Below are 26362 nucleotides of genomic sequence, written 5' to 3'. Positions count from 1 at the left end.
TTATATCATCATTTTTAAACCTCCAAGAACATAAAGACCTTGGAGGTTTCTAGAAACCTTAGGTTTAATTAGCTACATATAGTGTCACACCATCGATAGCGTCGCTCATATCGATTTGGCAACAAAGGCGGCTACGTTCATTATAGTTATCTTCTAGCTCCAGCATGTCGGCTTCTATTTCGCCAGGCGCTCCTACTTTTTCAAAGTCTTCCTCTGCCACATGCACATGGCAAGTAGCACAGGAGCAAACGCCACCACAGTCTCCGTCTATACCATTTACGTTGTTTTCCTTTGCCAATTCCATGACTGTGCCTGATGTGGCTTCTGCGACTATCTCTTCATTGTCGCTGGTGATGAATGTAATTTTTGCCATTGTTATTCCTGTTTCAATTTAAACCTGTCAGGTTTAATGTTAATCGTTTATTTCCCTTCAAACCTTACTCGGATGCTATCATATCCGACCTTGCGCTGAAATTCTTCCCAGTCTTCGATATTTTCTTTGTAGTCTAATATTTCAATCTTCTTCACTTTGGCGGCAAGTACTGCTAGCAAAGTTCTTAGCACCTGTCGAGCGTGCGTAGCTCCCAAGCACTTATGAATCCCAAACCCAAAGGCCACATGTGGGTTCATTTTTCTATCCAATATGACTTCGTTTGGATTTTCGAAGGTACTTGCATCTCGGTTGGCGCTAGCCCAACAAAGTGAGACGCGGCTATCTGCTTTTACGGCGTGTTCGCAAACCTGAGTGTCCTCAGTGACCACCCGTCCCATGTGTGTCAAAGGCGAAAAGTATCGCACCAATTCTTCTACCGCATGAGTGGTCATTTCTGGTTCGGCATCGAGACGAGCCAATGACTCTGGATGTTCTGCAAAATACGCTATCGAATTGGTTACGGCATTGATAACCGTATCACGGCCTCCTGCAAAGGTGAGGATCATTACCCCTTTCACTTCCTCTTTGGTCATCTTGCGACCTTCTATTTCTGAACGCAGTAATGTCGAATACAAATCATCGCCCAGGCTTGCTATGGCTTTGTCTATTTGCTCATCTATGTAATCATAGAGAATGGCTGCTTTGCTGCCGTCCAATGCAGATTCTTCACTTCTAAACACATGCATACCCCAATCGATCCAGATTTCGGATTCTTCGTAGGGGATATTGAGTAGCAGTGTGAGTGCACGTGACTGTAACTTCAGGGCAAATTGCTCCATAACTTCGAGGCTATCCATTTGCAGCGCTTCATCTACCAATTCAGTGATGATCTCTTCCAAACTCTCGCGATATGTTGGCTGCTCGGGTCGCTTGAACCAGTCCTCCAACAAAGCCCGATACTCACCGTGCATCGGTGGATCTACCTCGAAGGGAATCTGACGAGTATCTCGGATACTTACCTCCGATGGCACCACGATCCGTCCTGGAACAGCACCAGACTGAAATGTCTTCGTGTCCTTGGCTGTCTTGCGGACGTCTTTGAGACGGAGTAGCATAGTGACGGGATCGTTTTGATCCTCTACTGTGCCATAGCCTTTGGCTTCTCGGGCTTGTGCGAATGGGTCGGGCAGTGCGCTTTTTTTCATATCAGCTCTTGTTTACTGTATTGTGTAGATCGGTGCCTTCTAGACACCTTCTATCTTACTAGCAAATTACGCGCGTGGCACCTGATTAATCTTCCTTTATTTTGATGGATTTGTATGTTATTATGTTAGTATGCATGATTTATTGTGTGTTTTATTGATACAATAAGTTATTTATATAGGTCTTTTAATAGTGGTTGTTGTAGTCCAAGATATTTGATAAAATGTTTATCAAGGATATCTACATCGAGGGAATTAGTTAGCAATAGATCTGATAGAAAGGTTTTAGATCTGGCAACAAAATGATCCGCAATGTCATTTGTAAAGAGAGAATCATCTAAAAGGATTTTCCATCCCTTATTATTTTTTGGCGGATACAACAAATTATTTTCTTTCAGATAGCTAATTAGTGGCTTTTTTACCCAGTAATCAGAGTGTTCTAATTCTTGTTTTGTTTCGCAATTACCTTCATCGACAATCCAGTCATCAACCTTATTACGTTTGTACTCAAACTTACCTCCGTGAGCGAGTACATTTCTGTATTGAAAAAGCGCGTTAATTGCTTTGTAGGTGTTGAAAGTCTTGATATTAATATGAAGGGTATCTTTAAAAAGCTGCAATTTTGATTCAAAACCTTCTGACTCAATCTTCTTGATTTTTTGATCGAAAGTTCTTCTTAAGTCAAAATCGTTTATCCGAGCAGTATTTTTATATCGAGGGTCCTTTTTTAGTGTCTGAGTATAGGTTGATGCCAGTACTCCTTCTATAGTTGCAGCTAAATTTAGGGTTATAGATGCATTTATTGTACAAATGTCTCCTAGCGTTGATTTGCTTTCTCTGAGATCTTTTAGAAGAAAAATGGACTTGGCCATTAGGTACCAAGTCTTAGTATTTACAGAAAATTCGTAGATCATATGGTCTTTTTAGTATTGATTAATAGTCAAATCCTCCAATACATTTTCCTAAACTCCAGTGGCGTGTAGCCCTTGAATTTTTTGAACTGCTTGTAGAAGAAAGGCAGGCTTTCATAGCCGCACTGGTAGGCGATTTCGGCCATTTGGAGGTCGGTCTCTAGGATAAGCCGGCTGGAGATATTTACCCGGTATTCGTTGAGGAAGACGAAGAAGGGCTTGCTCATCGTCTTGCTGAAAAAACGCGAGAATGCCTGCTCACTCATGCTGAGCTTTTCGGCTACTTCGGATAGCTTGATTTTGTCCTTGTAGTGATCTTTGACATAGGACTGCACCGTTTCCAATCTGCTGGTGGTGGCGCTGGTGCCGTCGTAGGAGTAGGATGCACCAGCGATATAGTCGTAGCGGGCATGGCTGGCCATATAGTCTAACAACTCCACAAACTGCAAATACTGATGGAGGCCATCGACGACCAGCACCTTTTGTATACGAGACACGATATCCTCACGATCTGCTAGATGGATGCACAATCCCCGCTGACAACGGTCCATCAGTTCGTGGATGTGTTTGAAGACTGGCAAATCACCGATCAAGTCCCTTCGCCATTGGATCACCACAGACTCACTCTCTCCTGTATGCTCTTCACCGTTTTTCCAACAGTGTGGTAGATTACTACCGAGCATCACCAGATCTCCTTCGCTGAAATCCGAGATATTGTTGCCCACATATCGGATACCCGTACTCTTCACCACCCAAGTCAACTCGTACTCTGGATGAAAATGCCAGGGCGCATCAAAGCCCTTTTTCGAATACCTAAAGGCGCGAATACTTTGCTGTTCGGTAATGGCAACTTGTTCTAATACAGCTTTCATTTATATTCTATTTTCTTATTTCATCAATACATATAGATCAATTGATTACAAAATAGCATATTTTTCAATCAAAATAAGCAACTCCCGCTTGACTGATTCTCTTCAGATTTGTAATCTGTACTATTTATGTCAATTTAGGAATAAGAGATATGGCCATTCAATCCAAAGCAGCAATAGCCAAGGGAGACGGGAGTTTCATCATCGACACGGTGGCAGTCGCCGCCCCCCAAGCCGATGAAATACTAATAAAAGTGAAAGCAGCAGGCCTTTGTCACACCGACCACGATTCGCTCACTTGGGGCAAACCCATCGTGATGGGGCACGAAGGTGCAGGAATCATCGAGAAATTGGGAAGTGAAGTAGCCGATTTCCAAGTCGGAGACAAGGTCATTCTCAATTGGGCCACGCCTTGCATGACTTGCTTCCAGTGTCAGGAAGGCAACCAGCACATTTGCGAAAATAATTCTCCGGTCACGGCTGGTGGCAATGGCTATACGCCAGGGCACGCACATCTGGCAGGCACCCAGTGGAATGGCCAACCGATTGAGCGCTCATTCAATATCGGAACGCTCTCCGAGTACACTTTGGTAAAAGCATCTGCTTGCGTGAAGCTATCTAGCGACATGCCCATGCCCTCGGCGAGCATCATTAGCTGTGGTGTGATGACAGGCTACGGCTCGGTGATCAACTCTGCCAAACTAGCGGCTGGCAGTTCAGCCGTGATCCTCGGCACAGGCGGCGTAGGACTCAACGTGATCCAAGGGGCTCGCATCTCAGGAGCAGCCCAAATCATCGCCATCGATATCAACCCAGAGCGATTGGAAATGGCCAAAAAATTTGGGGCAACCCATACCATATTGGCTGACCAAGCAGACCGAGGCTTAATGCAAGCCGCCGAACAAGTAAAAGCCATGACCGAAGGCCGAGGCGCGGATTATGCTTTTGAGTGTACGGCCATCCCAGCACTAGGCGCGGCACCACTAGCCATGATCCGTAATGCCGGCACGGCCATACAGGTAAGCGGTATCGAAGAAGAAATAACTATCGATATGCGGCTCTTCGAATGGGACAAAATTTACATCAATCCCCTTTACGGAAAATGTAGACCTCAGGTAGATTTTCCTAAATTGGTAAACTTGTATGACAAGGGCGACCTGATGCTGGACGAAATGATCACCCGCACCTACCCGCTCAACAAGCTGCAAGAGGCCTTCGACGACATGCTCGCAGGCAGAAATGCAAAAGGCGTAATCGTATTTGACTAATGGCTGATTCAAAATTCAAAACCACGGAGCTGTCCGATCCGCAATTCGGAATGGACGGCTTACGTTTCATCACAGTGAAGACTCCCAACCTCAAAGGACGTGGAGACCTCTGCGTATTCGTACCCAAAGGGGAAAACCTCAAAGACCTGCCGATTGTCACGCTACTACACGGCGTGTATGGCAGTGCCTGGATATGGACGATGAAGGGTGGTGCACACCAAACCACCCAACGACTGATCGACGAGCAAAAAATCAAGCCCATGATCTTGGCGATGCCCTCCGATGGGCTCTGGGGTGATGGTTCTGGCTACCTACCACACTCGGGATTGGATTTCGAAAAGTGGATTGCCGAAGATGTGCCTGCGGCCGTTATTGAGAACATTCCAGAAGCTTCGGCCGACTCACCACGCTTCATCGGCGGACTGTCCATGGGCGGCTATGGTGCGCTGCGGATAGGTGCCAAATATGCCAACCGCTATCGCGGCATCTCGGGGCACAGCTCCATTACCGAGCTCAATCAGATGGCGCTATTCGTAGAAGAACCACTTTCGGCCTATTTTCAAACTGAAGAAAGGGACGAATCTGTATTTTTCACCCTCAAGGACAACCAAGCCTCGCTCCCTCCGCTGCGCTTCGACTGCGGTGCCGATGATCTACTCATCGAGCACAACCGCGAACTGTCTGCCCTGCTCACCCAACACAACATCAAGCACATCTACGAAGAATTCGAAGGCGGCCACCAATGGGAATACTGGCAAACCCATCTGGTAGACACGCTGCTATTTTTCGATAAAACCACACGCTAGGTGTAAAAGAATCATAGCCTCTTGACCGAGCTGATCCGCCTAGCGTAAGTAGGCGTTATTTTAGGGGCGTATGCTTTGTCTTGCTACTTTTTGCTCCTTCGTAAGCTCTTTAGAAAAATACACCTCTGGTCGCAGCTTGGTTTGTGTTTGCTTCAATTTTTTGTCATCCAAGTCCAAACTCAGATCACAATCAAAACGTGCAAGCACGCTATAATCTTTACCCCAATCATTGCCGTAGTTCGTAAAATGACAAAGCCCCCAAGTGATCCCTCGGCCATTGGCCTGGCTATCGAAAGCATCGGGCACATACGGACCAGCGGCCAAAGGCAGCAATGCCGATACCGCAGCGATTTTGAAGTTGACCCCATCAGGCGCATACTGGATGGTGTTGCTCTCGTTGCCATTGCGTGTAACGAGCGTGGCGATGCCTTCCTCAAAGGGGAAATAGGCCGTCTCATGACTAGAGTTGAGCACTGGATTGAGCGGATGCTTTTCGAATGGCCCCAGGGGATTATCGGCTATGGCTAGCCCATTGGCCACCAAGTAATCTGGACGATCTCCAAAGGCGGCTTTATAATACAAATATATTTTTCCTTTGTAAACCAGTGGGTAAGGATCATGAATGGAATATTGATCCCACGTACCTGGCTCACCATTTTCAACCACTATTTTACCAACAGGTGTCCATGGCCCATCGGGCGAGTCTGCATAAGAAGCGGTGACAGGACAATGGTCTCCTTTTTTGCCACTGGCTTCCATAAAACCCTGATAGTACAAGTAATATTTACCTCCGAATTTCAAAACATCAGGTGTGGAAACAGACCGCCAACCCACGGCTGGTTTGTCAGGCCGCGATACAGCTACTCCTCGCTCCTCCCAACGAAAACCATCCTTGCTGGTGGCATACCATATCTCTGCCAAATCCCAATCGGTAGACGGGATCACCTCGGTAGACTGGTCGGCATTGCCCCAACCAACAGGTGGCGTTTGAGTATCACGCTTGGTATACCACACGTAGTATTGGCCATTTTCAAAAATCACCTTAGAAGGGTCTCTTCGGGAAACGGTGCCATCTCCATCGTGATAATCGAACCCCTCTAGTGGTGTATAGGCAAAACTGGAGTAGAGCTCGTTGTCCTCTGGACGTGGCGTCCGATAGTCACTATAGAGTCGATCCATAGCTTCACTGAGCGGTCGATCCGGGCGGGTCTGCGGGATATCCCAGGGAAAGCCCGTCGTGTCATTTTCTAATGGAGCGCCTTCCTTTTTTGGGGGCTGGCAAGCGAACAATAGACACATCCCCAAGGCAACCAAACCATTCCCGCACCTTAATGGGTTTTTATAGCTTTTCATATTCGTGTTTATTTCTTTTGATAGTACTTGACCCAATCGACTTTCATACTGGTACCATCTATGGCATCTGTGACTTCTCCTGCGTATTCGAGAATGGCCAGACTCAAATATATATTGAGTTCATTGTTGCATTGGGTGTTGTCGATCGTTCGGATAAGCTGATTATCAAAATAAAAGTCAATCTTGTCTTCATTCCAATCCATTCCATAGACATGGTATTCTTCTGCATAATTATGCGTATCGACCACATCAAAATCGACCAAAGTCACCCAAGCATCATCTACCCAGGCCTCGATTTTATAATCAGAAATCAAAGCCAGCCATTCGCTGCCACTTTGCCAACCGTTGACAAACTGGACATGACCAACCTCCTGGGCCTCAGGCCATGAAAATTCCAACCATTTTTTCCCAGTGGCTTGAGACACCCAGCTAGTGCTCACACTACCATCTGCTACTTGCGATACTTTAAACTCGTCCCGATACACTCCACTTGCAGTGATGCTAACTTCAGGGTCTTTGGCCAAATTATTCAAACCGGTCAGTTCTGTGTCGGCAGAAGAAGACAACACATTGGCTGGGTAGCAATCTTCATTGGCTTCGTATATCCTAAACTCTCGAATATGAAAGTGGGAGGCATTATTGGAAGAAAAACGAATTTTAGTGGTGGTAACGGTCTGCTCCAAGGAATGCCCATAGTAAGGCTGTATTCCTTCTGTGTATGGCAATTGGGCGTTTTCAGTTGTACCATTCAACCAATGGTGTCGGTTGGTATTGATTTCATTTGGAAAATGTCCTTCATTGACATCCAACTCACAGTTGACCTGTGACGAGGGGCTATACCGGGGGTACAACCAAAAAGAATTGTTGGTACCCTTGGCTCCTGCATATTTGTATTTGCATTCGAAATAGCCATACCCAAACAGGTCGCGTGTCCATATATTGCCAGCAGTCCAATCTTGCCCACCGCGAGATTCTTTCTTGGCCAGCAGCTCTAGTACGCCGTCCTTGACCACGGCATTTTCTCTCCATCGGCTTGAAAGTACTTCTCCTCCACTTGCCCCATTCTGGGATTCCCAGTTGTCATCCAACTGCGCATCAGGGTAGTCAAAATCATCTTCCCACACCACTTCCCATCCAGTCAAGTCCATCGTTTTTTGCGCCTCATCAGTCGCCTGTTTGTAAATCGAGTCATCGCATGTCTGAGATCTCCCCTCGGATGTTTCCGTTTCGGTCTCCTCTTGCTTTTGTTCTTCTTGCTCCTGTTCTGGCGTTGGAGTCTCTGATTCATTCTCACATTGAACGGCCATCAACAAGACCGAGGCTCCCAAAAAAATCGTTTTCAATCTATTTAATTTCATCACTATATTTTTTATTCTTATTCCACTTTCCGTAAACTTCTTTCAGTTGTCTGTATGCCTTCTTTTTATTTCTTCTTTCATCCACTACTCCCCATTCGCGAAAGCCTGATGCAGGTGTACCAGGGTAACGGCTGCGATAATCGTTGTAGCTCCAGATGGATACGCCGACCAGATAGGGCAGCTCCTTTAGCGCTTCTAAATCCGTAATAAGTGCCTCACTCAGCGCCCCATCGGGAGCAGTGCCAATTTGTGTCCGACCAATTTCGGACATGAAAATTGGCTTTCCCGGAAAATGCTCATGCGTCTGCCTCACGGCCTTTTGAGCATCTCCATAGCTATTGATGCAAATCAAATCCAATAGTTCGTAGGGCTCATTTCCCATGGTTGTGTGACTGCCATAGGCGGTCAGGGACACGTAAGTTTTGAGTCGGGTGCTATCGAGCGTACCCACGTAGGCCAGCATGGAGTTGACATAGGCTAGTTGATCAGGTGTGAGGGTCTTGTGCCCCCAGTCGGGAATCGAATCCCGCAACTCATTGCCCACGCTCCAACCCACCACCGACGGGTGGTTGTAGTCCCGCTGGATCAACTCCCTAAGCCATTGCTGTGTCTGAGGATTGCTGGCAAAGGATTGCGGATCGTCGTTGCCCCAGACGGGGATTTCTTCGATCAGCAGAAAGCCCAAGCTATCGCATAAGTCGAGTAGATTTTCTGACAGGGGCGCATGCATCAGTCGTGAAAAACGCCCACCCAAGGCCATGATATCCGACATATCCGACTCGACCAAATGATCTGGCTCGGTGTTGCCGTAGGCAGGATGATCGTGTACCCGATTGAGTCCGTTGGCACGAAGGGGGCGGTTGTTGAGCAAAAGCTGCTCGCCCCGTGCCTCAATTCGGCGGATACCAAATCGATGAGAGATCACATCTTCCAGTTGGCCTGCTACAGTTAATTCACTGGTCAGTTCGTAAAGTGTGGGGTCGTCCAAATCCCATAATTGGTAATTCAACAATCCAGTCTCCCACTGCACACTGGCTTGTGCCGATTGTCCCGCCAAAACAGTCACCTTCACAGGATCAGGTTGTGTTCCTGATGAAATACGGGGTTGTATTTGCACCTGAGTGTCTTCAGTACTATTGTTTTCAATTTGATAGCTGATGGCAAAGCGGATTTTTTCGTTTTCGAAATCTGGTATCGCACTGATATGCTGGTACACCATGCGGCGCGGTGCATCTGCGTGCAAAGTCACACGGCGGCTGATGCCTCCCCAAGCCAGCCAAGCACCCCGCTGATAGCTATTGTCCGCCATGACGGTAAGCGTATTGGGTTGATTCCAGTTGACCTGATCCGTAATGTTGAACTCGAAAGGTGTGTAGCCACCCACGTGCTGGCCTAGCAGCTGGCCGTTGAGCCACACTTTAGCCTGCTGATACACGGCTCCAAAACGCAGGCGGATTTGTTTTTCTGACCACTTTTTTGATATCTCAAATGTTCGTTGATAGTACCCTTTGCCTACATAGGAGGTGTAGCGCTCTCGGGTATCCCAGTTGCCTGGTACGGCGAGCGTATCCCAGTGCACTCCTCCAGACAAGACCTCCTCCTCGCTGAGCGAATGGGCAGCTACAAACTGCCAAGTACCATTGAGTGATTGCTCCTTTGGCTCTTTGCTTTCTTGGCAACTAGCCAAGAAAATGCCTAACAGCAAGTAGGGTATGAAGTGTATTTTTTTCATCTCACTATTATTTCAAATAAAGCGGCAGGCACATGTTGCGAAGGATGTTCCATTTCCAACACGATACCTTTGGTATTAACTTTCTTCTCCAATGAGATCACATGTAGTGTTTGATAGTTGTCTTCTACAGCTGCTAGCACTTCGCCTGTTAGCGTTGTGATCTTATAATTGCGTACACAAAAAGGCATGACCTCCTCGGGGTGACCCATCAGGGTAGACTCCATCGCATGGTCGTAGTCTGTATCCCAAAACAAACGTATCTCTGAAATCTTCTGCGTTTGCTCCCATTCGATATGCAGCTTAGGTTTTTCATCCTTGAGTTCTGCTACCCAAGCATTCGGCTTGAGCCAAGGCCGTGTCAGTCCATTGCCTAGATTTTTCGAATCAAAGACAATTTCGGGAGTGCTTTGAAGGGCTAGGTTTTTGCCTTCTGGGCGTCTTTTGGGTGTCCAAAATTCAAAGGTGTCTATGCCTATTCCATCTGGAGGAGACTGCTTGCCGGTATTGGACACGGCTTTGTTTTCACCGTTATATACCGTTAGAATTCCGGAGTACTGGTGGTCACTTTCTTCCATCTCCACTTTTTCGTTGGATAGGAAGGTTAGAAAAGCATATTGTGAATTTTCTAAGGGTTTGCTAAAGGCAATCTCCAAGGATTGTTGGCCTGGTGCCAATTCAAAAGTCAATTCTTCCCAAATGATCTCGGGTGTATAGTTGGCTGGCTTTTCGGAAATCCGCAATTGGACTGTCAGCGTTGTTTTTTCTTTTGCTTTTACATTTACACGAAAGTGATAAGCCTGACCTACAGACAGCGGAAGCAACTGTGCCAGAGAAGTAGCCAGATTGATCCAAGTATCTCCTGCTGGCATTTGACCCAGCTTCAATACCGAAGAGGCTTTCAGTACGGCGTCATTGATCAAATTTTGTTCAGATCGAATCGGTACGTGAGGGATGGACTGTCCTACAAGGTTTAGTTCATTTTGTAGCATCGTCATGCGTGGTTCCTCTTGCATGTCTTTTGGCAATAAGCCCTCGCGAATACAAAGCGCTGCTGCCATGCCTACGGCCTGTCCTCCATTGCCACAGGTAGCCATCACTCGGGTAGAGCCAAATGCGACATGCGTGGCACTGATGATGCGACCAGCCAAAAACAGATTGTCGATATCCTTGCTAACGAAACTGCGATAGGGGATTTCATACACGCCCTTGGCGTGCCACTGGGTACAGCCGGACTGGTCGCTGTAAATGCCGTCTGAAGGATGCAAGTCCAATGCCCATCCACCATGAGCTACTGCATCCGGAAAATTTCGTTGCTCGATCACGTCCTGCTGCTTGATCATGTACAGCCCTTCGAATCTGCGACTCTCGCGCTTGCCGGGCACGGTGGCCACCCACTCTAGCGTCAAGTGATCCACATCCTCAAACTCACCAGAGTTTTTGATGTAATCCCACACGCCGTAGATCACCTTCCAAAGTTCCCATTTGATCTCTTCGGTCTGGTGAATGGTGTCGGCACGTCCGCCATATTCAAACCACCAAAAACGGCAGCCCATGTCGGTCTTGCTGATCAACTTGTAGCGTGGGATTTCCTTGATGTCTTTGAGGGCATAAGATGGCCGACGATACTTCACAGGCTGGTCTGTACTCTTGCTGTAGAAGTACATAGAATGCCCCAACAACTCTCCATAAGACTCGTCTGGCGTAAACAACTCACCAAATTCTTCTTCTGTTTCGGCACCCATCCTAAAGGCAGCACCGGCCTGAAAAGCGACAATCCCATCGCCTGAAGCATCACAAAACAAAGGTGCGACAAACAAATATTGGGTGGAGTTTTGTGGGTTGAATGCACGGACGGATTGAATTTTTCTTTCCTCTTTTTTAGCAACTTCGTAAACTGCTGTATTGAGAAAGAGTTGGATATTGGGCTCTAGGTACACTTTGTCTAACAGAATGGTATCGAAAACAATCGCATTACCTTCCTTGTTTTTGTACATGTTTTCCACCAATATCTCGTCCATCACGCCACCTTCGCGAGACCAGCGGTTGTTGTTGCCCATGTGCGAGGTAGCACCTAATATCCACAACCTTACCTCCGAAGAGGCATTGCCCCCTAGTACTGGTCGGTCTTGCACCAAGGCTACCTTCGTGCCTTTTCGGGCAGCAGTAATGGCAGCACACACGCCCGCAATACCACCACCTATGATCACCAAATCTGTCTCTATCCGCTCTTCATGCGAAACTCGTACTCCCTTATTAAAACCCTTTTGTATCATCCCTTAATCTAAATTTTTGACTACAATAGCGGTACCTATGGCCAACACGCAAAAGCCTGTGCCTCCGATCAACAATATTGCTATATGCGCCTGTGCGCTTAGCAACACGATCAATAAGCCTATAGCCGCAATGCCAATTCCAATCACTCGCTTGCCGTATCGATTATCCCCTGCTTTTTCTATTATTTCTGTTTCTTCAATTTCACTTTCTAAATCCAGAAAGCTAGGTTCATTGGTTTTTCCAAGCCAATGCGCTACTATCTCATGGATCAAAAGGAGGGCGATCGGCAAGCCTACCCCAACGCCCATTTCCATCGTTCGGTCTAGTTGTATATCTAGTATCAAAGGCATGATGAATTTCAATAATGTATTGACCAAGAGCGAGACCATGGTGACGACCAAAGCGGAACGGCCGTTGATCCTTTTTGAAAACAGAGACCATAAAGGCGGCAAAAACATAGCTCCGCCAGTGATGGCTGCCAAACCCATCACCACTTCGACAATGCCCCCCATGTAGGGAATCAGCAGTGCCACTACTATAGTGACCAACCCCAGTAGCACGGTAGACACACGCCCTACCCATACCAGTCGTGGGTTGTCGGCCTCAGGAAAAAACAACTTGTACAGATCATTGACAATCACACTCGCCGATACATTGAGTGTGGTATTGACCGAACTCGACGTGGCAAAAACCATCCCACCGAGCATGAGACCTAGCATGCCAGCAGGCATCACGGCCTTGCTGATAAGCATATAGGCTCCTTCGTCGGCTAGGCCATCTAGGCTTGGGTTGAGCACTCTAAATATCATGGGTGGCAGCATCCATATGATGGGACTGACTAAGTATAACGCTGAAAAAAGCCAACCAACTTTTTTGGCTTCTTTAGGACTCGACACACTGACGTAGCGTTGTACATAGGCCCAGTTGCCCGCAATAAAGAAAAGATTGTATAGACCGAAGGCCAACAAAAAACCCCAGGTGTATTCGCCACTTGCCAAGGCAAAAAAACCATCTGGCACGCCATCGATAAAACCCTGCAAACCACCTACTTGATCTAATGAGAGCGGCACCATAATAATAACTACTGCCGACAATACAACAAACTGCAATACATCCGTGACAATCACTGCCCACAGACCACCCACAGCGGTATATATCAATATCAATACTCCAAGGAATATGATGCTAATCCAAATAGGAAGGCCTGTAGACACCTCTACGATCTTAGCCACAGGATACAAAAACGCCCCTGTAGTAAACATACTGATAAGAAGAAAAAGGTAAGTATAGACTTTTTGCACCTGCTCACCAAAACGCTTCGTGATGTAGGAAGCAGCAGTAAGCACCTTTGTACGCTGCCAGCGTGGCGCTACAAATACAGCGACCAACACACCGGCCAAACACATGGTCCATTGGATAGTCACAGCCACCCACCCACTCGTATAAGCAATAGAACCCCACACCACGAATGTGCCGGCGGAGAAAAAACTCATAAACAAAGACAACCCGCTCATCCACCACGGCAAAGCACCACCTGCAGCAAAAAAAGATTTTACGCTTTTGCCCGAACGGGAAAAACTCATACCACAGGCAAAAACCAATATGGCGAATACAAAAACAACTCCTAAATCCAGAATACCCATTGTATCATTTGTGTCTAATCGTTTTGCAAATTGATCTGTCCAATAAAAAATAAATCATTGACTTCAATTTATTTCTCAAAACACTTCTAAAACAGCCTTTTTATTTCCGGAAACGTTTCCGAAAACTATCTGCTTCGCTCTACTTTTGACACATGAAACATGTAACGATCAAAGATGTAGCTCGAAAACTGGGTGTGTCTATCTCTTCAGTATCTAGAGCTTTCAATGACAAATACGACATCAAGCCCGAAACCAAAGCTCGCATCCTTAGCGTAGCTGACGAGCTGGGTTATCGCCCGAACCCGATCGCCAAAAAACTCATCAAACAGCAATCCCTCAATATAGGCATCATTGTTCCTGAGTTTATCAATGATTTTTACGCTCGGGTCATTATCGGTGTACAGCAGGTTTTGATTGCCAAAGGCTATCAAGTACTGATCATGCAATCCGACGAAAATCCTGATCTTGAACGAAACAACACAAAAACCCTCCTCGATAATTTTGTAGACGGTCTGATCGTGTGTCCCATCAATGAGCATGACAATATCTTGTATTTCAAAAAACAAATAAGCCAAGGGGTACCCATCGTATTTCTGGGTCGTATCAGTGCAGGATTTATCGGGTCTAAGATCATCTTCGACGACTACAAGTGGAGTCTATTTGCCACGGAGCATCTCATCAATCAAGGCTACCAAACGATCTATCATCTGTCGGGCGACCCACAGTTTTCGGTAAGCAAAAAACGCAAGGCGGGGTTTCTCAAAGCCATGGAAAAACATAAAATCCCTGAAAGTAATTATAAAATAATAGCGGCTGGGCTCACCGCAGAAGCTGGCGAACTGGCTACCACACAGCTTATCCAAAAAGAAGATGTACCCGAAGCGCTTTTTTGCATCAACGATCCTGTGGCCCTAGGTGCCATGAAAGCGCTCCGTACGTACCATATCAATATCCCTCAAGATATCGCCATCGTGGGCTGTACCGAAACCCCCATGGCTCCGCTGGCTTACCCTCCACTCACGAGCATTACACAACCCGCCGTAGAAATGGGAGCCAGTGCAGCAGAGCTTTTGCTTCGACAGATAGAGCATGGTTTCAACACACCTCAAACCATCACCTTCGATGGCCTGCTAAATATCCGTGAATCTTCCACACGCCCCATCGTAAATTCATAGCCTCCAATACAGACTTCATGACCTGTCCATATCTCCATAAAACGCCTTTTTGTCTAGTTCATGTCTAGTCCTAATTTAAGCTCATTTTTGGCTCGTTTAATTTGAGCCTCTAGTTTTACTGACAGGCTAATATTAGTAAAGAATCAGCATGAGAAAGATCATATTCATTTTAATTGTCACCTACCTTAGTTCGTCCGTCCAAGCACAAGACTGGAAAGACGTCGCCGTACCTGCCGAGGCTGCTCAGGGCTACAAATGGGAGTTGCAACCCGCTCCTTCTGATGACTTCAATTATACTTTTACTGCGGTGAAGTCCAAAAGCAATTTTGGCGAAGACAAATGGTACAATTTTTACCACAACGGATGGAATGGCCCTGGCACTACCTACTGGCAATACGACCATGTATCGGTAGATGGTAGTGATCTAGTGATCAAGTCTTCAAGAAACCCTAGTACTTCCAAAATGGGTGTACCGGGTGTAAATGCCGGCTGCATCACCTCCAACAACAAAGTAAAATATCCAGTGTTTGTAGAATCTAGCGTGAGTGTGGCCAACATCACTCTGGCTTCGGATGTGTGGCTACTCAGCCCAGACGATACCCAAGAGATCGATATCATAGAGTGCTACGGCGGAGCAGACAATGGCAACGCTTTTTTCGCCAAATTCATCCACCTCAGTCATCACTCCTTTATCAGAAACCCTTTTCAAGATTATCAACCAAGAGATCTTAATAGCTGGTGGGAGCGATCTGGTGTAAGCAGCTGGGGCGAGTATGCGTGGAACAATGGAGAAAGAAAATATATCAGAATAGGGGTAAATTGGATCAGCCCTATCCACTTCGAGTATTATATCGATGGCGAGCGTGTGCGTGTGATGTACGACAAAGCCTTTGCCACTAAGAAAGGAAATACTTGGTTTTATACCTACCCAAGCATGACCAATGGCCAACTAGACTTTGAAAATGGGTATCAGAAAATAACCCAGCATGCTACGGGCAACACGTACTCTTTTCAAACTTTAGAAACAGCCAGCAATGCTTCGAGTACAAGTGTGATCGACCCGTATAATTATCAAAACGGAAATGGATATACCAAAGAACTGGATATCATCATCAATGTAGAGTCTCAGGATTGGCATGTAGAAGCTGACCGTACGCCTACAGACGCAGAGCTCAATGACCCTAATAAAAACACCATGAAGGTGGATTGGATTAGAGTGTACAAACCAGTGGTAGATCCTAATTATGTGGACAAAGAAGTGAATGAGGAGAATAACGAATTTGTGTTATCTGCTGATGACCCTGCCTCATCTATTCGAATATATCCAAACCCTGCCAATGACACTTTACATGTTCAATCTAGTCTCTTGATCCGAAATATTACCATCTTGCAAATCGATGGCAAAAAAATAGGAATGGAGCAGATCAATAGTAAAAACAAGACACTCAATATCTCACTGCTAAATGCAGGCACTTATCTGTTGAACATCAACTATTCTAATGGTCAGCTAGAAACTAAAAGGATAGTAGTGCGATAGCATTTGGCTAAATGAAAGCAGGAAATTCATCTGCGCTTCAAAATTTCATCACATGATAATGGCTCATAGTTGGAGTAAGCCAACTCAACTTGAGTGCATCCGATTTCCCTAAAGGTATGTACGTTACCTCTATTTTATGTAAACCTGCTGTTAATGTTCTAATGGCTTCCATATCTTTAGCCCGATTGGAGATTACTACTTGCCCATCTATCGTCAGACTGCCTTGTCCTGTTTTGTGCAAGTGAAACATATACCGACCAGGTATTTTCAGCTCTACGTTGGCAGAAAAGCGGAGCGTTTTACCAGCTGACTGCCATTCAAGAAATTGATCCGTTTCTAAATGGATCTGATCCACATACCCATGTATGAATGATAAATCAGCTTGCACAATTTCCACTGCAAACACTCCTTCAGCGCTTGTGTTTTTCAAACTTTCAGATTTCTTCAAATCAGTACTATCTCGCTCATCTAAAGACAATACCCATTCTACCATACCAGACACCTCTTCTGGTTTTAAAAAAGGATGCGGCGACATATTGCCTCCGTACCACAATCCTCCTCCTCCATTGATGACCTTCTGTATCAATTTGGGTTTCACCACTTCGCTATACTCCGCATATCTCTTGGATATATCCATGTATGGAGGTGCTATGTTTTGCTCATAAGTGGCATGACACGAAAAGCAATCATCTTTCAGCATAAGCTGTACTGCAATAGGTTTTGAAACTATTTTCGATTCGTGTGTCGCTTGACTACAGGCTCCCAGAACAACACACAACACTATTATTTTTCCTTTCCAATCCATACCTTTTAGGTTTTTCACAAAACTGACATTGCCATTTCAGAAAACCCTGCTTTTTCTATAGACTCTCTATAGACAAGGCTATCCGCCTAACCTCCATTCGTACATTTGATAGTTGGTCTCACGGACTTTTTCGATCAGTTCGGAATAGGGCTTATCGCAGATATCTACAAATCCCACGTTGTAGTTTTCACCATCTTCTCGCCCCGTCATGGCCTGATCGGTGTACTGAAACCAGTGTGCGCCTACGATCTGCGGATTGCGCAAAGCGCCTTGGATATAGGATTCGTACCTCTTGCCTCGCTCGGCTTGATCTTGGGCTACTTTTACTCCTGGGTGGATGTGCCCTCTATCTGTAGCTCCAAAGTGATACTCCCCGATCATTACGGGCTTGTCTACTCCACTAGGCAGAGACAAGTCGGCAATACTGTATTCGTATTTGTTGAAACTGACCACGTCGCAATACTGGGCAGCTGCACGCACAGTCGCTTCATTGTTGGCCCAGGCAAATCGACAGCCGAGATACAAATGATTGGGTGCTACTTGCGCCAGTTCTTCGCTGATGATTCTAAAATACGTCTGAGCGATTTTGGCATAGAAGGCATTCAGATCGGCTTGCGCCCATTCCAAATCAGGCACCTCCTGGCTACGGAGCACCTCTTCCCAATTCTGATAGTCGATCTTCCAGGCCTCGTTGATGTGCTCAGTGGTGTTGTATTTGGCCTTGAGGTCATTGACCCACTCGACCTTGGCGGGCTGCGTGGCGGGGCTTTTGATCACACCTATAGTGAGCGATCCGAGCACGCCCCAAGAGAGTTCGTTGTCCACGAAAAAACCAATGCACCACGGATCGTTCGCTCCTATCTTTTGCCCCTCCATAGACTGGCGAACCGCTAGTCTGAAAGCCGGATCAAACACGTCGTGAAACTTGCCCCAAAAGCCTTCGGAACCTTCGATTTTTGGAGTGTCTCTGATCCAGACAGTACCCACATACGGCGTTCTTTGTTCTTGACGAAGCGTATTGTCAGACACATTGCCGAAGGTATTCATACCCCAACTTCTAAATCGTCTGTGCGTAAGGTCGCGAAAAGATGCCTGCCAAGCATCACCAAATTTTCTATACAGATTGGCTTCATAGAAGCTATAGGCTTCAAACGGTGTCTTGCCTTGGTAAAAGCCGTGCGACGCCCACTGCCCCTCTCGATAAAATGCCACCAATGGCGAATCCTGAGCGGGTAAGTTTTCAAAATACTTTTCTCTCCCCGCTATTCCTGTCAAGGTCATGCGACTATTCACACAGTTGAGCCCATTGCTCCAAAACAGGTAGCCTTCAGGGTCTACCATCCACCATTTGCCTTGATACTTTTCCGTACGGAAAAAACCTGTGGCAGCCAACTGAGGGCCTGCCGTCCAGCCTCCAAATGCATCAAGATTTTGGGGTTGAGTCTGTAAATCGAGATCCTCTAGGGCGATGTCTTGGCGCAAAGCAGAATCGCTCAGCGTCTTGCCTGGCCAGTCACGATGTTTGTATTGTCCATAGGCATCTACAAAAGGAAAAAAGCCCGTGGTATCTCGTACTTCTAGCCTGCCTTCGGCTCTGATATTGTCTATAGAAAACGAAGTAGGTACTGTAGCATATCGAGACACGAAAGTGATCGAATGAATCTTGGTCACATCGGTTTTGAGCTGACCGGGTGCCCCTCTCATTCCCACGATATGGAGCTGTGGCTCAAACACCCAAGGTGTCCATGCCAAGGGCACGGTGATGGTCTTGGACTCTCCTGGTGCTAGATCTACATAGTCCGAACAGTACCAGCGCACCAGTCCGTCGGGGTCGTTGCCCACAAACATCTCGGCTTGTAGAGGCACGTCGCCCGTATTGGTCACATCGGCCTTCACGGTATGATACCCCGTGAGTTGCCAGGGGTTGGCTTTCGTATCTCCCAATACTAGCCCGGGCGTCTGGCCATATCGTGTTTGATAAACTATGGCTCGCCCATTTTCTCCATTTATGTATTGGACAAACTCTCCTCCCGAACGGATCTGCAGACTATCATAATCCGTGTCAAAATCTATCAGTGTATAGGTATCGCTCTGAGGTGCGGTGCAATCAAGCATCAAAAATCCTAAGCACAACGCGTACAATGTTTTCATCATTTGGTTATTCATTCTTGTTTTAGGCTAAGTTCAGACTCACTTCAGCACCAATTTCTTCACACTTCTTTTTCCAGACCGATCATATACTTCAGCTACATACAAGCCACGAGGCCAGCTTTCTGTTGATATGACCAGGTGGTGGGTTGATACACTAGACTGCCATTTCACCACTCCATCTAAGCGATAGATCATGATCATGTGTGCCTCTTGAGGAAGTGATACTTGCAACTGAGAGGCTGCTGGATTTGGAAACAATTCAAAGTTTTGACCTCCGGCAGAGGTACCCAAGATTAGATCATCGTCTGCCCCCAAGTCACGGGTGCTTTCGAAAACCTGCATGGTCACACTACTTATGTGCCCTCCCGCATCTGCAAAAGACACCTCCACATTGTTCTCCGTTTTCAACAACGCCGCTGGTACTTCGACCTCCAACAATCCAAAAAATTGATTGCGCAGTGCTTGCGAGTCACCTGCATAATTGGTGGGGACAACAAGTGGCGTCCCATTGACCGACACCACGGGCTGCTTAGACAACTCATGGGTACGCCCGATTCCAATACGTAGCAGCGCACGACTCACTGCTGAAGTGGATACGTTACTGAACGTGAAGTTTTGTGATTTTCCTGCCTCTATAGGCTTTAGGTAGGCGTCTGCATAGTACTTCACCTCTTTCACTTGTTCGCTCAGGGCTGGCGTCTCACCCAAAGCTATCGCCAAAATGGCCGTAGCCTCAGGGGCAAGCTCTACAGCTATATTAGCGGATGCTGACAGCTCGTCTTTGTCCAACACGGGTGCCTGACCGCTAAGGTATAGCTGCTTGATATTGATGCTTTCTACGTTGGACGTCAGGTCTTCTAATGCAATCTGAACTTGCTCATTCTCAAAATTCAGATTGCTCAAAATCACATAAAGCGTCTGGCCATCTACATAGCTATCTACTAGTACATCGGGGTTGGAAGATTGTGTAAACACTCGGGTGCCTTTCACATCAGACCAAAGTTCATAAAACTTGATCATCTCGGTATATACCCACGCTCCCTCATAGGCTTCAGGTTCGTTGGCCTTGCGCAGGAGTCGCCAAGGGTAAGGCACATTTTTATAACCCCAATCCGCTTTGGCTGTGATGAATGGAATCGTTTTTAGAATTTCATCGGGACGTCTCATAAATTGCATCAGCATGGGGCTAATGGATTTCATAAACTGCCAATCCCTGATCGCTGACCAAGTTTTCCACTCAATAGAATGGTCTCTGCCGCCATACTCTGAGATCAGCAAGGGCTTCACCTCTCCTAGACTCATGTAGCTATATTGCTGCATCATGTCCAGCGTGGCTTCTATTCTACTCCCCTTATAGTTTATCGGTCCATGAAAGGCCGAACCATTGTTGTAATGGTGCTTATTGAAATCATAAAGGTGGATCGATACAAAGTCCATTTTATCACCCGATGTGTCATAAAACAACTTCATTCTATCATTCCATCGTTGAAAATTGTTTTCATCATAATATGGAAAAGCTGCCGTATATCCCCCGATCAGGATCTGGTCGTTGTGCAAACGAATCTCATCCGCCACCTGATTATGAAAAGTAAATACATCAAGAGGAGTGACCGTGCTCTCTGGCACACCATCAATCAATTCATAGAGGGGCTCGTTTAGTATCTCCATAAAACGAGGGCGAAGAGCCCCCATAGTCGAAGACTCATCTGCGTCTCTATAAAATTTATTGAAATAATTTCCCATGAACTCACCCATGGCTTCTGGACTTGCTATTTCCCATCCTGTGCCTCCACAGCACGGGTGGGTGCTATTGCCCTCCCAAAAAACATGTGTCTGCCCTCCTACCAATACATCTGATTTTGATTCGTAAGGGTGAAAACTAGCTTTTTGCTGCCCATATACTGTTTTTTTTACATACGAGCCCTGCTGGTCATAATAACTAGGATTCACATATCCAGACCTATCGGCATCCTCAGTCGCCTGATTCATATACCAGCCAAGGCTGCCATTGTCTCTCCCAAAATAAACATCTAAGTCATCGGCCAAGTATTTAAAAACTTCCTCCGATCCTGTCCAGTCATTGTCTGTGAAATTGGCATGAATCACAACAAACTTGCTTCGGTCGAAAGTGGTGACATCACCTACCTTATGAACTAGATTGACATGAACATCCACTACTGTTTGCGCAAATAGGATAGCTGGCGATAGCAGCAATCCAACAATCAACCCTACTGATTCAATAAAACCTTTATTTCTCATTATCTACTTCTTTTTATAATCATCCATTCTCTTCATAGCGGCGCCTTCGTACTTGCGCTGGAGTTGCCACTTTGGCCGCTCTAGTGTGAGCTCCCATGCAAAGAGATTTTTGTACATGGCTTTCACTTTTTCTGGGTTAGCTGTAGCCAAATTGTTGGTTTCGGATGCGTCTGTAGGCAGATAGTACAGCTCGGCTGGCCGATCTGGAAAACGCAACAGCTTCCAATCTCCTTCTCGGATGGCTCCACGGTTTTCTTTCTTCCAATACAGCGTTTGGTGTGGTCTATCCGAGTTATTGCCCAAAACATAGGGCATAAGATCTACACCGTCCAACGAGGCAATCGTATCGGGATGGCCACCAGCTGCTTTAACGAAAGTGGGCAACAGATCCAAGGTACTGATGGGGTAGGCATAGGTCGATTTTTTGTCGATCACGCCCGTCCATCTCATGAGAAAAGGAACGCGGATGCCTCCTTCGAGGTGATTGGCTTTGGTGCCACTGAGGGGATCATTCACAGAGGCATTGGTGTCGGATGGTCCACCATTGTCGTTGGTAAAAACCACCAGCGTGTTTTCATCCAAATCCAGCTCCTTTAGCTTGTCGAGTACCTGTCCTATGGCACGATCCAGTGCCAGCGTCATAGCGGCCAACTGCTGTCTTTTGCCCTCTAGGTCAGGAAACTTGGCCAGGTCTTCGGGCTTGGCTTCCATCGGGGTATGTACGGCATTGAATGCCAAAAAGGCAAAAAATGGTTGGTCTTGATTTCTTTCTATAAAAGCATTGGTCTCGTCTGCCAGCGCATCGGTGAGGTACACTTCCGTTTCTTCAAATTGTCCAAACCCTCTTTCGAGATAATCCTCTTGTCTATGATTGGGATGCTCGTCGTCGTATTCAAAATAGCTTCTGGCTCCTCCTCTAAATCCATAAAACTCATCAAACCCGCGTTGCAGTGGGTGAAATCGATCTGCATTGCCCATATGCCATTTGCCAAACAAAGCCGTGCGATAGCCTAAATTTTGCAAATAATTGGCTACTGTAAGCTGATCTAACGGCAATCCCATGTCGTCGCCAGTAGTGCCAGAAGCGCTCATATAGCCTGGCACATTGTTTTCCTCAAATCCGAACCGCTGCTGGTATTTGCCCGTAAGCAGCCCTGCTCTAGAAGGACCACAAACCGCGGCAGAAACATAAGCCTGCTCGAAACGCATGCCTTGTTTGGCCAACCGATCCAAGTGCGGTGTCTTCATGATCTGACTACCCTGAAATCCAAAATCTGCATATCCAGCATCGTCGGATAAAATGAGCAAAATATTAGGCTTAGGCTGGGCCTGCGCGACCAAGGCTAAGATTAACATCAAACATATCGCGCTTACAATGTTTTTACTTTTCATTTTTTAATCATTTTATACGTTCGGACATAATCTACATACATAGTGTTTTTCGTGCTGTCGGTGAGGTTTTCTACTCTGGGTAAACCGGGCATACCAAACTCCCCTGAGTATTCTGCAAACACTTCAGTATCAAAAATCATTTTGAGGTTTTCCGCAAAGGGCACTCTAGGTGCAATCTCATGAACCAATTTTCCATCAAGGTAAAACAGCAAGGTTTCGGCATCTTTCCACCAAAATCCAAATACATGAAATACCTCTCTGCCCCGCTCCTTTAGAGGACTTTCTGCGTTTTTCAGTTTTAAGCCTTGATGAGAGCCATAGTAGAAAGTATTGGAATGATACTGGTAGGACAAGTCTTTGCCCAAGGTTTTGGAGCGGTCGTTGGAAGCATGTCCGATGTGCTCCAGTACGTCTATCTCTGAATACTGGCCCACCCTAAACCAAAACGAAGAAGTCATAGAAAGGTCTGAGGCTTTGATCCGAGCTTCGTAGTAATAGCCTGGCTTGGCGGACCAGCCTTTCGACACGCAAGCAGCTGCACCTACCCATAGGTCTTGACTCGGATTGGCCACAGTACTAGGATTCTGCAGCACGCTGGCTCGGAGTTGCAAATAACCATCTTTGACTACGGTATTGTCTGGAATAAACTTGCTGGGAGGCCGCCCCTGCCAGTGCGGATGGTAGCTATCCCACTTGCTACTGTCCAGCGATAGTCCATCGAACTCATCCGTGAGCTCAGCTACAGCTACCCACTGGCCACCCCCCTGAGGCTGTGCGCTGATCGCAAGCGGCGCTAAGACGAGCCAAGCAAAATATATGATGTAAAACAAATAGTTGGACATAATATGAGTACTAGAATTTCACAAGCTCGTCAGCAAGTGTGTTTGTTATTGTTTTTTGTTCCCCATTTCTCCAAGTCACTGTGATCTGGTCTATGACCTGCTCTTGGCCTAAGCCAAAATGAATGGTATTGAGTAGGCTCTGCGAATGGATTTCTCCGGCAGATCCTACCCGTCTTTTTTGTTTCCCTGACGCAATTACGATTTCTACTTCTGCCGAAATGGGGTCTACATTAGACTCAGGACTATATCCTACTTGCACCAGTGCAAAGTGTCCCAAGCCTTCTTTCGTGTTGTTTTGATAGAGATACCAGCGACCAGGGTTGTCGCTGCCGTTGAGCAAATCTACTCTTCCATCTAGGTCGAAATCGAATGCCTGCCCCATGTCTCCATGTCCTTGATCATTCAGATCATGGGCGCCATGATTGGCCACTTGTATGAATGTGCCTTCGCCAGTATTCAATAGCAACAAGTCCTCCACGCGCTTCCTCAACATCCCAAATCGGTAGACAAACAGGTCCATGTACCCATCGTTGTTGAAATCAGCAATAGTAGCGCCCTGATGATTGCCACCAAGCGGCAAGTGCGCCTCTTCTGTCACATCTACCAATCGATCGCCATCATTTCTCAGGAGGATGTCTTGTACATGGTGGTTTTGTGGAGTCCAATCTGTAGATACACTAGAGGCTCCTGTCACCGAAGCTCGAATGCCCCAGAAGATGGGATCATTTTTCACCCATTCCATTTGCCATTTATCGTCTCCCAGATAGCCCAGATACCAACCATTTTCTGTGCGATCTGCAGGCCAGCCCACAGCCATGTCTCTAGTGATACTCACCGCATCATCTGTAGGTGTAGGTATCGCTGTTTTTTGCTCCCCAAGGAAAACAGGGAAATCTCCTTTGTAGCCGCGAGACCAATGGAAAAAATCCGAAAGCGTGAGTGCTCCTTGGGCAGTCATTGTCATGCTTCTGGTGCCCTTGTTGCCCTCTTCTCGCAAGTCTACCCGCTGGGCAATCGGGTCAAAATCTAGCGAACGATTCGCTAGATCATAGTACACTTTTCCTCTGGCGAGGTAAAGATCCAAGTCGCCGTCGTTGTCGTAGTCTATGTTGGTAGCTCCTGCCACGGACTTGATGTCTCGAAGGTCTTCGGGCAGCCAGCTTTCACTGACATTGGTAAAATTAAAATCTCCTTGCCCCAGCCAAACCGACAATGCTGTATGAGTCGTATATAGGATCAGGTCATCGATTCGATCGTTGTTGAGATCGGTCACCACCAGGCGCTCGCCTTCGGCTTGCTCTATCTTAGGGCTAGGTTGATATTGAAATGTTCCATCACCCATGTTTTGATAAACAAAGTTCTTTGGGCCGGTTTCTCCGCTGATGCCCTGTGCATTGATCATCAGAAAGTCTAAATCACCATCCAAGTCCATATCGATCCACCGTACCGATCTGCCACGGGCACCATCCGTGATCCCCACTTCTTCTGACACTCGGGTGAACACCCCATTGTCGTTTCTGAGTAAGTGTGGTGGTTGGGGGTCATTGCCGTTGCCGCCGCCCTGTGCAATCACGATGTCCAAATCGCCATCTCCGTCGTAGTCGCCCGCGGCTGTGCCGTGCACATCCCACTGTCTGAGCGGCTCGTCATTTTCCCTCACCTGACCATTTCCCAAGTTCCAAAACAGCTGGGCAGGCACCTTGTCGTGATTGTTGAGGATAAAATCATAATACCCATCGTTATTCACATCGGCGATACTGGGGCCACCATATTTCCAAGTATCGGGTGTCTCGAAGCCCGCTTTCGCGGAAATGTCTGTAAAATGTGGCAAGATTAATCCCTCGTACTTTTTCAATTGAAACCCTTCCAAGCGGAGGTTGCCTCCTATCTTTTGTACCTCAAACTGGTACTGGCCGGCAGATAACACTCCGAGTATAACCTCATAGTGAAATGACCCTGAATCAGGGATACTCAAATGATCGAGCAGAAGTTTTTTGTTTGAGAACAAACTCATACGGGCATTCCCATTTAGGGAAGAAATATCAAATACCGCGACATAAACCCCATCCGTATCTACCATCACAGGAGCCAGTGGAGTCATGTCGTCCTTTAGATCTATCGCCTGGCTGGTCTCAGGAGCACCAGACTGGCATCCCACCAAAAAAAGATTCAGAATGAGGGTAAGCTGTATTAAATTTTTCATAGGATATATGGTCTAACGACCGACTTTAGATCGATCATAAAAAGGCATTTTAGGATCAGGTGGGGTCTGCTAAGTGGCGCTATACATAGCAAAAGCTATGAGTGATCGAAATGAACTGCCGCAAGGCAGCGCCTTCGAGGATCAAATTCCAAAAAAGGAAAACACGAGGCCAGCATCGGGGTATTGAGCCCTAAGAGGTTAAAAAAGAA

Annotated in this window: 19 protein-coding genes; 4 read left to right on the top strand and 15 right to left on the bottom strand. The window is 46.6% G+C overall.

The window, feature by feature from the left end; genetic code table 11:
- Positions 1-64 precede the first annotated feature (64 nt).
- From N7E81_RS10900 to N7E81_RS10885, 4 genes are all read right to left on the bottom strand, one after another.
- Complete coding sequence (locus N7E81_RS10900) at positions 65-373, bottom strand: 2Fe-2S iron-sulfur cluster-binding protein (RefSeq protein WP_263049622.1); 309 nt, start codon at positions 371-373, stop codon at positions 65-67.
- A gap of 47 nt (positions 374-420) precedes the next feature.
- On the bottom strand, positions 421-1578 hold the full coding sequence (locus tag N7E81_RS10895; protein WP_263049621.1) for a cytochrome P450: 1158 nt from the start codon (positions 1576-1578) through the stop codon (positions 421-423).
- A 167-nt stretch (positions 1579-1745) separates the two neighbouring features.
- Entirely contained in the window at positions 1746-2447 is a 702-nt protein-coding gene (locus tag N7E81_RS10890; RefSeq protein WP_263049620.1) for a hypothetical protein, read from the bottom strand.
- Between the two features lie 68 nt (positions 2448-2515).
- Complete coding sequence (locus N7E81_RS10885; protein WP_263049619.1) at positions 2516-3358, bottom strand: AraC family transcriptional regulator; 843 nt, start codon at positions 3356-3358, stop codon at positions 2516-2518.
- 149 nt (positions 3359-3507) lie between these two features.
- On the opposite strand from N7E81_RS10885, the gene N7E81_RS10880 reads away from it, so the two are divergent.
- Both N7E81_RS10880 and N7E81_RS10875 read left to right on the top strand, forming a co-directional pair.
- Positions 3508-4623, top strand: a complete 1116-nt coding sequence (locus tag N7E81_RS10880) for a Zn-dependent alcohol dehydrogenase (RefSeq protein WP_263049618.1) — start codon at positions 3508-3510, stop codon at positions 4621-4623.
- Positions 4623-5429, top strand: coding sequence for an alpha/beta hydrolase (locus N7E81_RS10875; protein ID WP_263049617.1), 807 nt, complete (start codon positions 4623-4625; stop codon positions 5427-5429). Before N7E81_RS10880 ends, N7E81_RS10875 begins: the two co-directional genes overlap by 1 nt.
- Positions 5430-5489: 60 nt before the next feature.
- Here N7E81_RS10875 and N7E81_RS10870 read toward each other — a convergent pair whose 3' ends face one another.
- The 5 genes from N7E81_RS10870 to N7E81_RS10850 are packed head-to-tail and all read right to left on the bottom strand — an operon-like array spanning position 5490 to position 13789.
- Positions 5490-6782 (bottom strand): glycoside hydrolase family 117 protein, encoded by a 1293-nt coding sequence (locus tag N7E81_RS10870; RefSeq protein WP_263049616.1) that lies wholly within the window; start codon positions 6780-6782, stop codon positions 5490-5492.
- A gap of 8 nt (positions 6783-6790) precedes the next feature.
- Positions 6791-8140, bottom strand: a complete 1350-nt coding sequence (locus N7E81_RS10865) for a family 16 glycosylhydrolase (RefSeq protein WP_263049615.1) — start codon at positions 8138-8140, stop codon at positions 6791-6793.
- The gene (locus tag N7E81_RS10860; protein WP_263049614.1) at positions 8127-9872 is read right to left on the bottom strand and encodes a glycoside hydrolase family 2 protein; all 1746 of its coding nucleotides are present in this window, start codon (positions 9870-9872) and stop codon (positions 8127-8129) included. Before N7E81_RS10860 ends, N7E81_RS10865 begins: the two co-directional genes overlap by 14 nt.
- A complete protein-coding gene (locus N7E81_RS10855) occupies positions 9869-12145 on the bottom strand; it encodes an FAD-dependent oxidoreductase (RefSeq protein ID WP_263049613.1) in 2277 nt (758 codons plus the stop codon). Before N7E81_RS10855 ends, N7E81_RS10860 begins: the two co-directional genes overlap by 4 nt.
- 3 nt (positions 12146-12148) lie before the next feature.
- Entirely contained in the window at positions 12149-13789 is a 1641-nt protein-coding gene (locus N7E81_RS10850; RefSeq protein ID WP_263049612.1) for a sodium:solute symporter family protein, read from the bottom strand.
- A gap of 152 nt (positions 13790-13941) precedes the next feature.
- Here N7E81_RS10850 and N7E81_RS10845 point away from each other — a divergent pair, with 152 nt between their 5' ends.
- Together N7E81_RS10845 and N7E81_RS10840 are read left to right on the top strand one after the other, a co-directional pair.
- Positions 13942-14964 (top strand): LacI family DNA-binding transcriptional regulator, encoded by a 1023-nt coding sequence (locus tag N7E81_RS10845; protein ID WP_263049611.1) that lies wholly within the window; start codon positions 13942-13944, stop codon positions 14962-14964.
- A gap of 148 nt (positions 14965-15112) precedes the next feature.
- A complete protein-coding gene (locus tag N7E81_RS10840) occupies positions 15113-16501 on the top strand; it encodes a T9SS type A sorting domain-containing protein (RefSeq protein ID WP_263049610.1) in 1389 nt (462 codons plus the stop codon).
- 37 nt (positions 16502-16538) lie between these two features.
- Here N7E81_RS10840 and N7E81_RS10835 read toward each other — a convergent pair whose 3' ends face one another.
- From N7E81_RS10835 to N7E81_RS10810, 6 genes are all read right to left on the bottom strand, one after another.
- On the bottom strand, positions 16539-17306 hold the full coding sequence (locus tag N7E81_RS10835; RefSeq protein ID WP_263049609.1) for a c-type cytochrome: 768 nt from the start codon (positions 17304-17306) through the stop codon (positions 16539-16541).
- Between the two features lie 78 nt (positions 17307-17384).
- Complete coding sequence (locus tag N7E81_RS10830; protein ID WP_263049608.1) at positions 17385-19460, bottom strand: hypothetical protein; 2076 nt, start codon at positions 19458-19460, stop codon at positions 17385-17387.
- Positions 19461-19496: 36 nt separating this feature from the next.
- Entirely contained in the window at positions 19497-21716 is a 2220-nt protein-coding gene (locus N7E81_RS10825) for a T9SS type A sorting domain-containing protein (RefSeq protein WP_263049607.1), read from the bottom strand.
- A 3-nt stretch (positions 21717-21719) separates the two neighbouring features.
- A complete protein-coding gene (locus N7E81_RS10820; protein WP_263049606.1) occupies positions 21720-23108 on the bottom strand; it encodes a sulfatase in 1389 nt (462 codons plus the stop codon).
- Positions 23105-23950 carry a LamG domain-containing protein gene (locus N7E81_RS10815; RefSeq protein ID WP_263049605.1) on the bottom strand — a complete coding sequence of 282 codons (846 nt, stop codon included), beginning with the start codon at positions 23948-23950 and terminating at the stop codon, positions 23105-23107. Before N7E81_RS10815 ends, N7E81_RS10820 begins: the two co-directional genes overlap by 4 nt.
- 10 nt (positions 23951-23960) lie before the next feature.
- Entirely contained in the window at positions 23961-26153 is a 2193-nt protein-coding gene (locus tag N7E81_RS10810) for a CRTAC1 family protein (RefSeq protein ID WP_263049604.1), read from the bottom strand.
- Positions 26154-26362: the final 209 nt, after the last annotated feature.

It is taken from the genome of Reichenbachiella carrageenanivorans, from assembly GCF_025639805.1.
Taxonomy (GTDB): domain Bacteria; phylum Bacteroidota; class Bacteroidia; order Cytophagales; family Cyclobacteriaceae; genus Reichenbachiella; species Reichenbachiella carrageenanivorans.
This window is presented reverse-complemented; position numbering and strand designations above follow the sequence as displayed.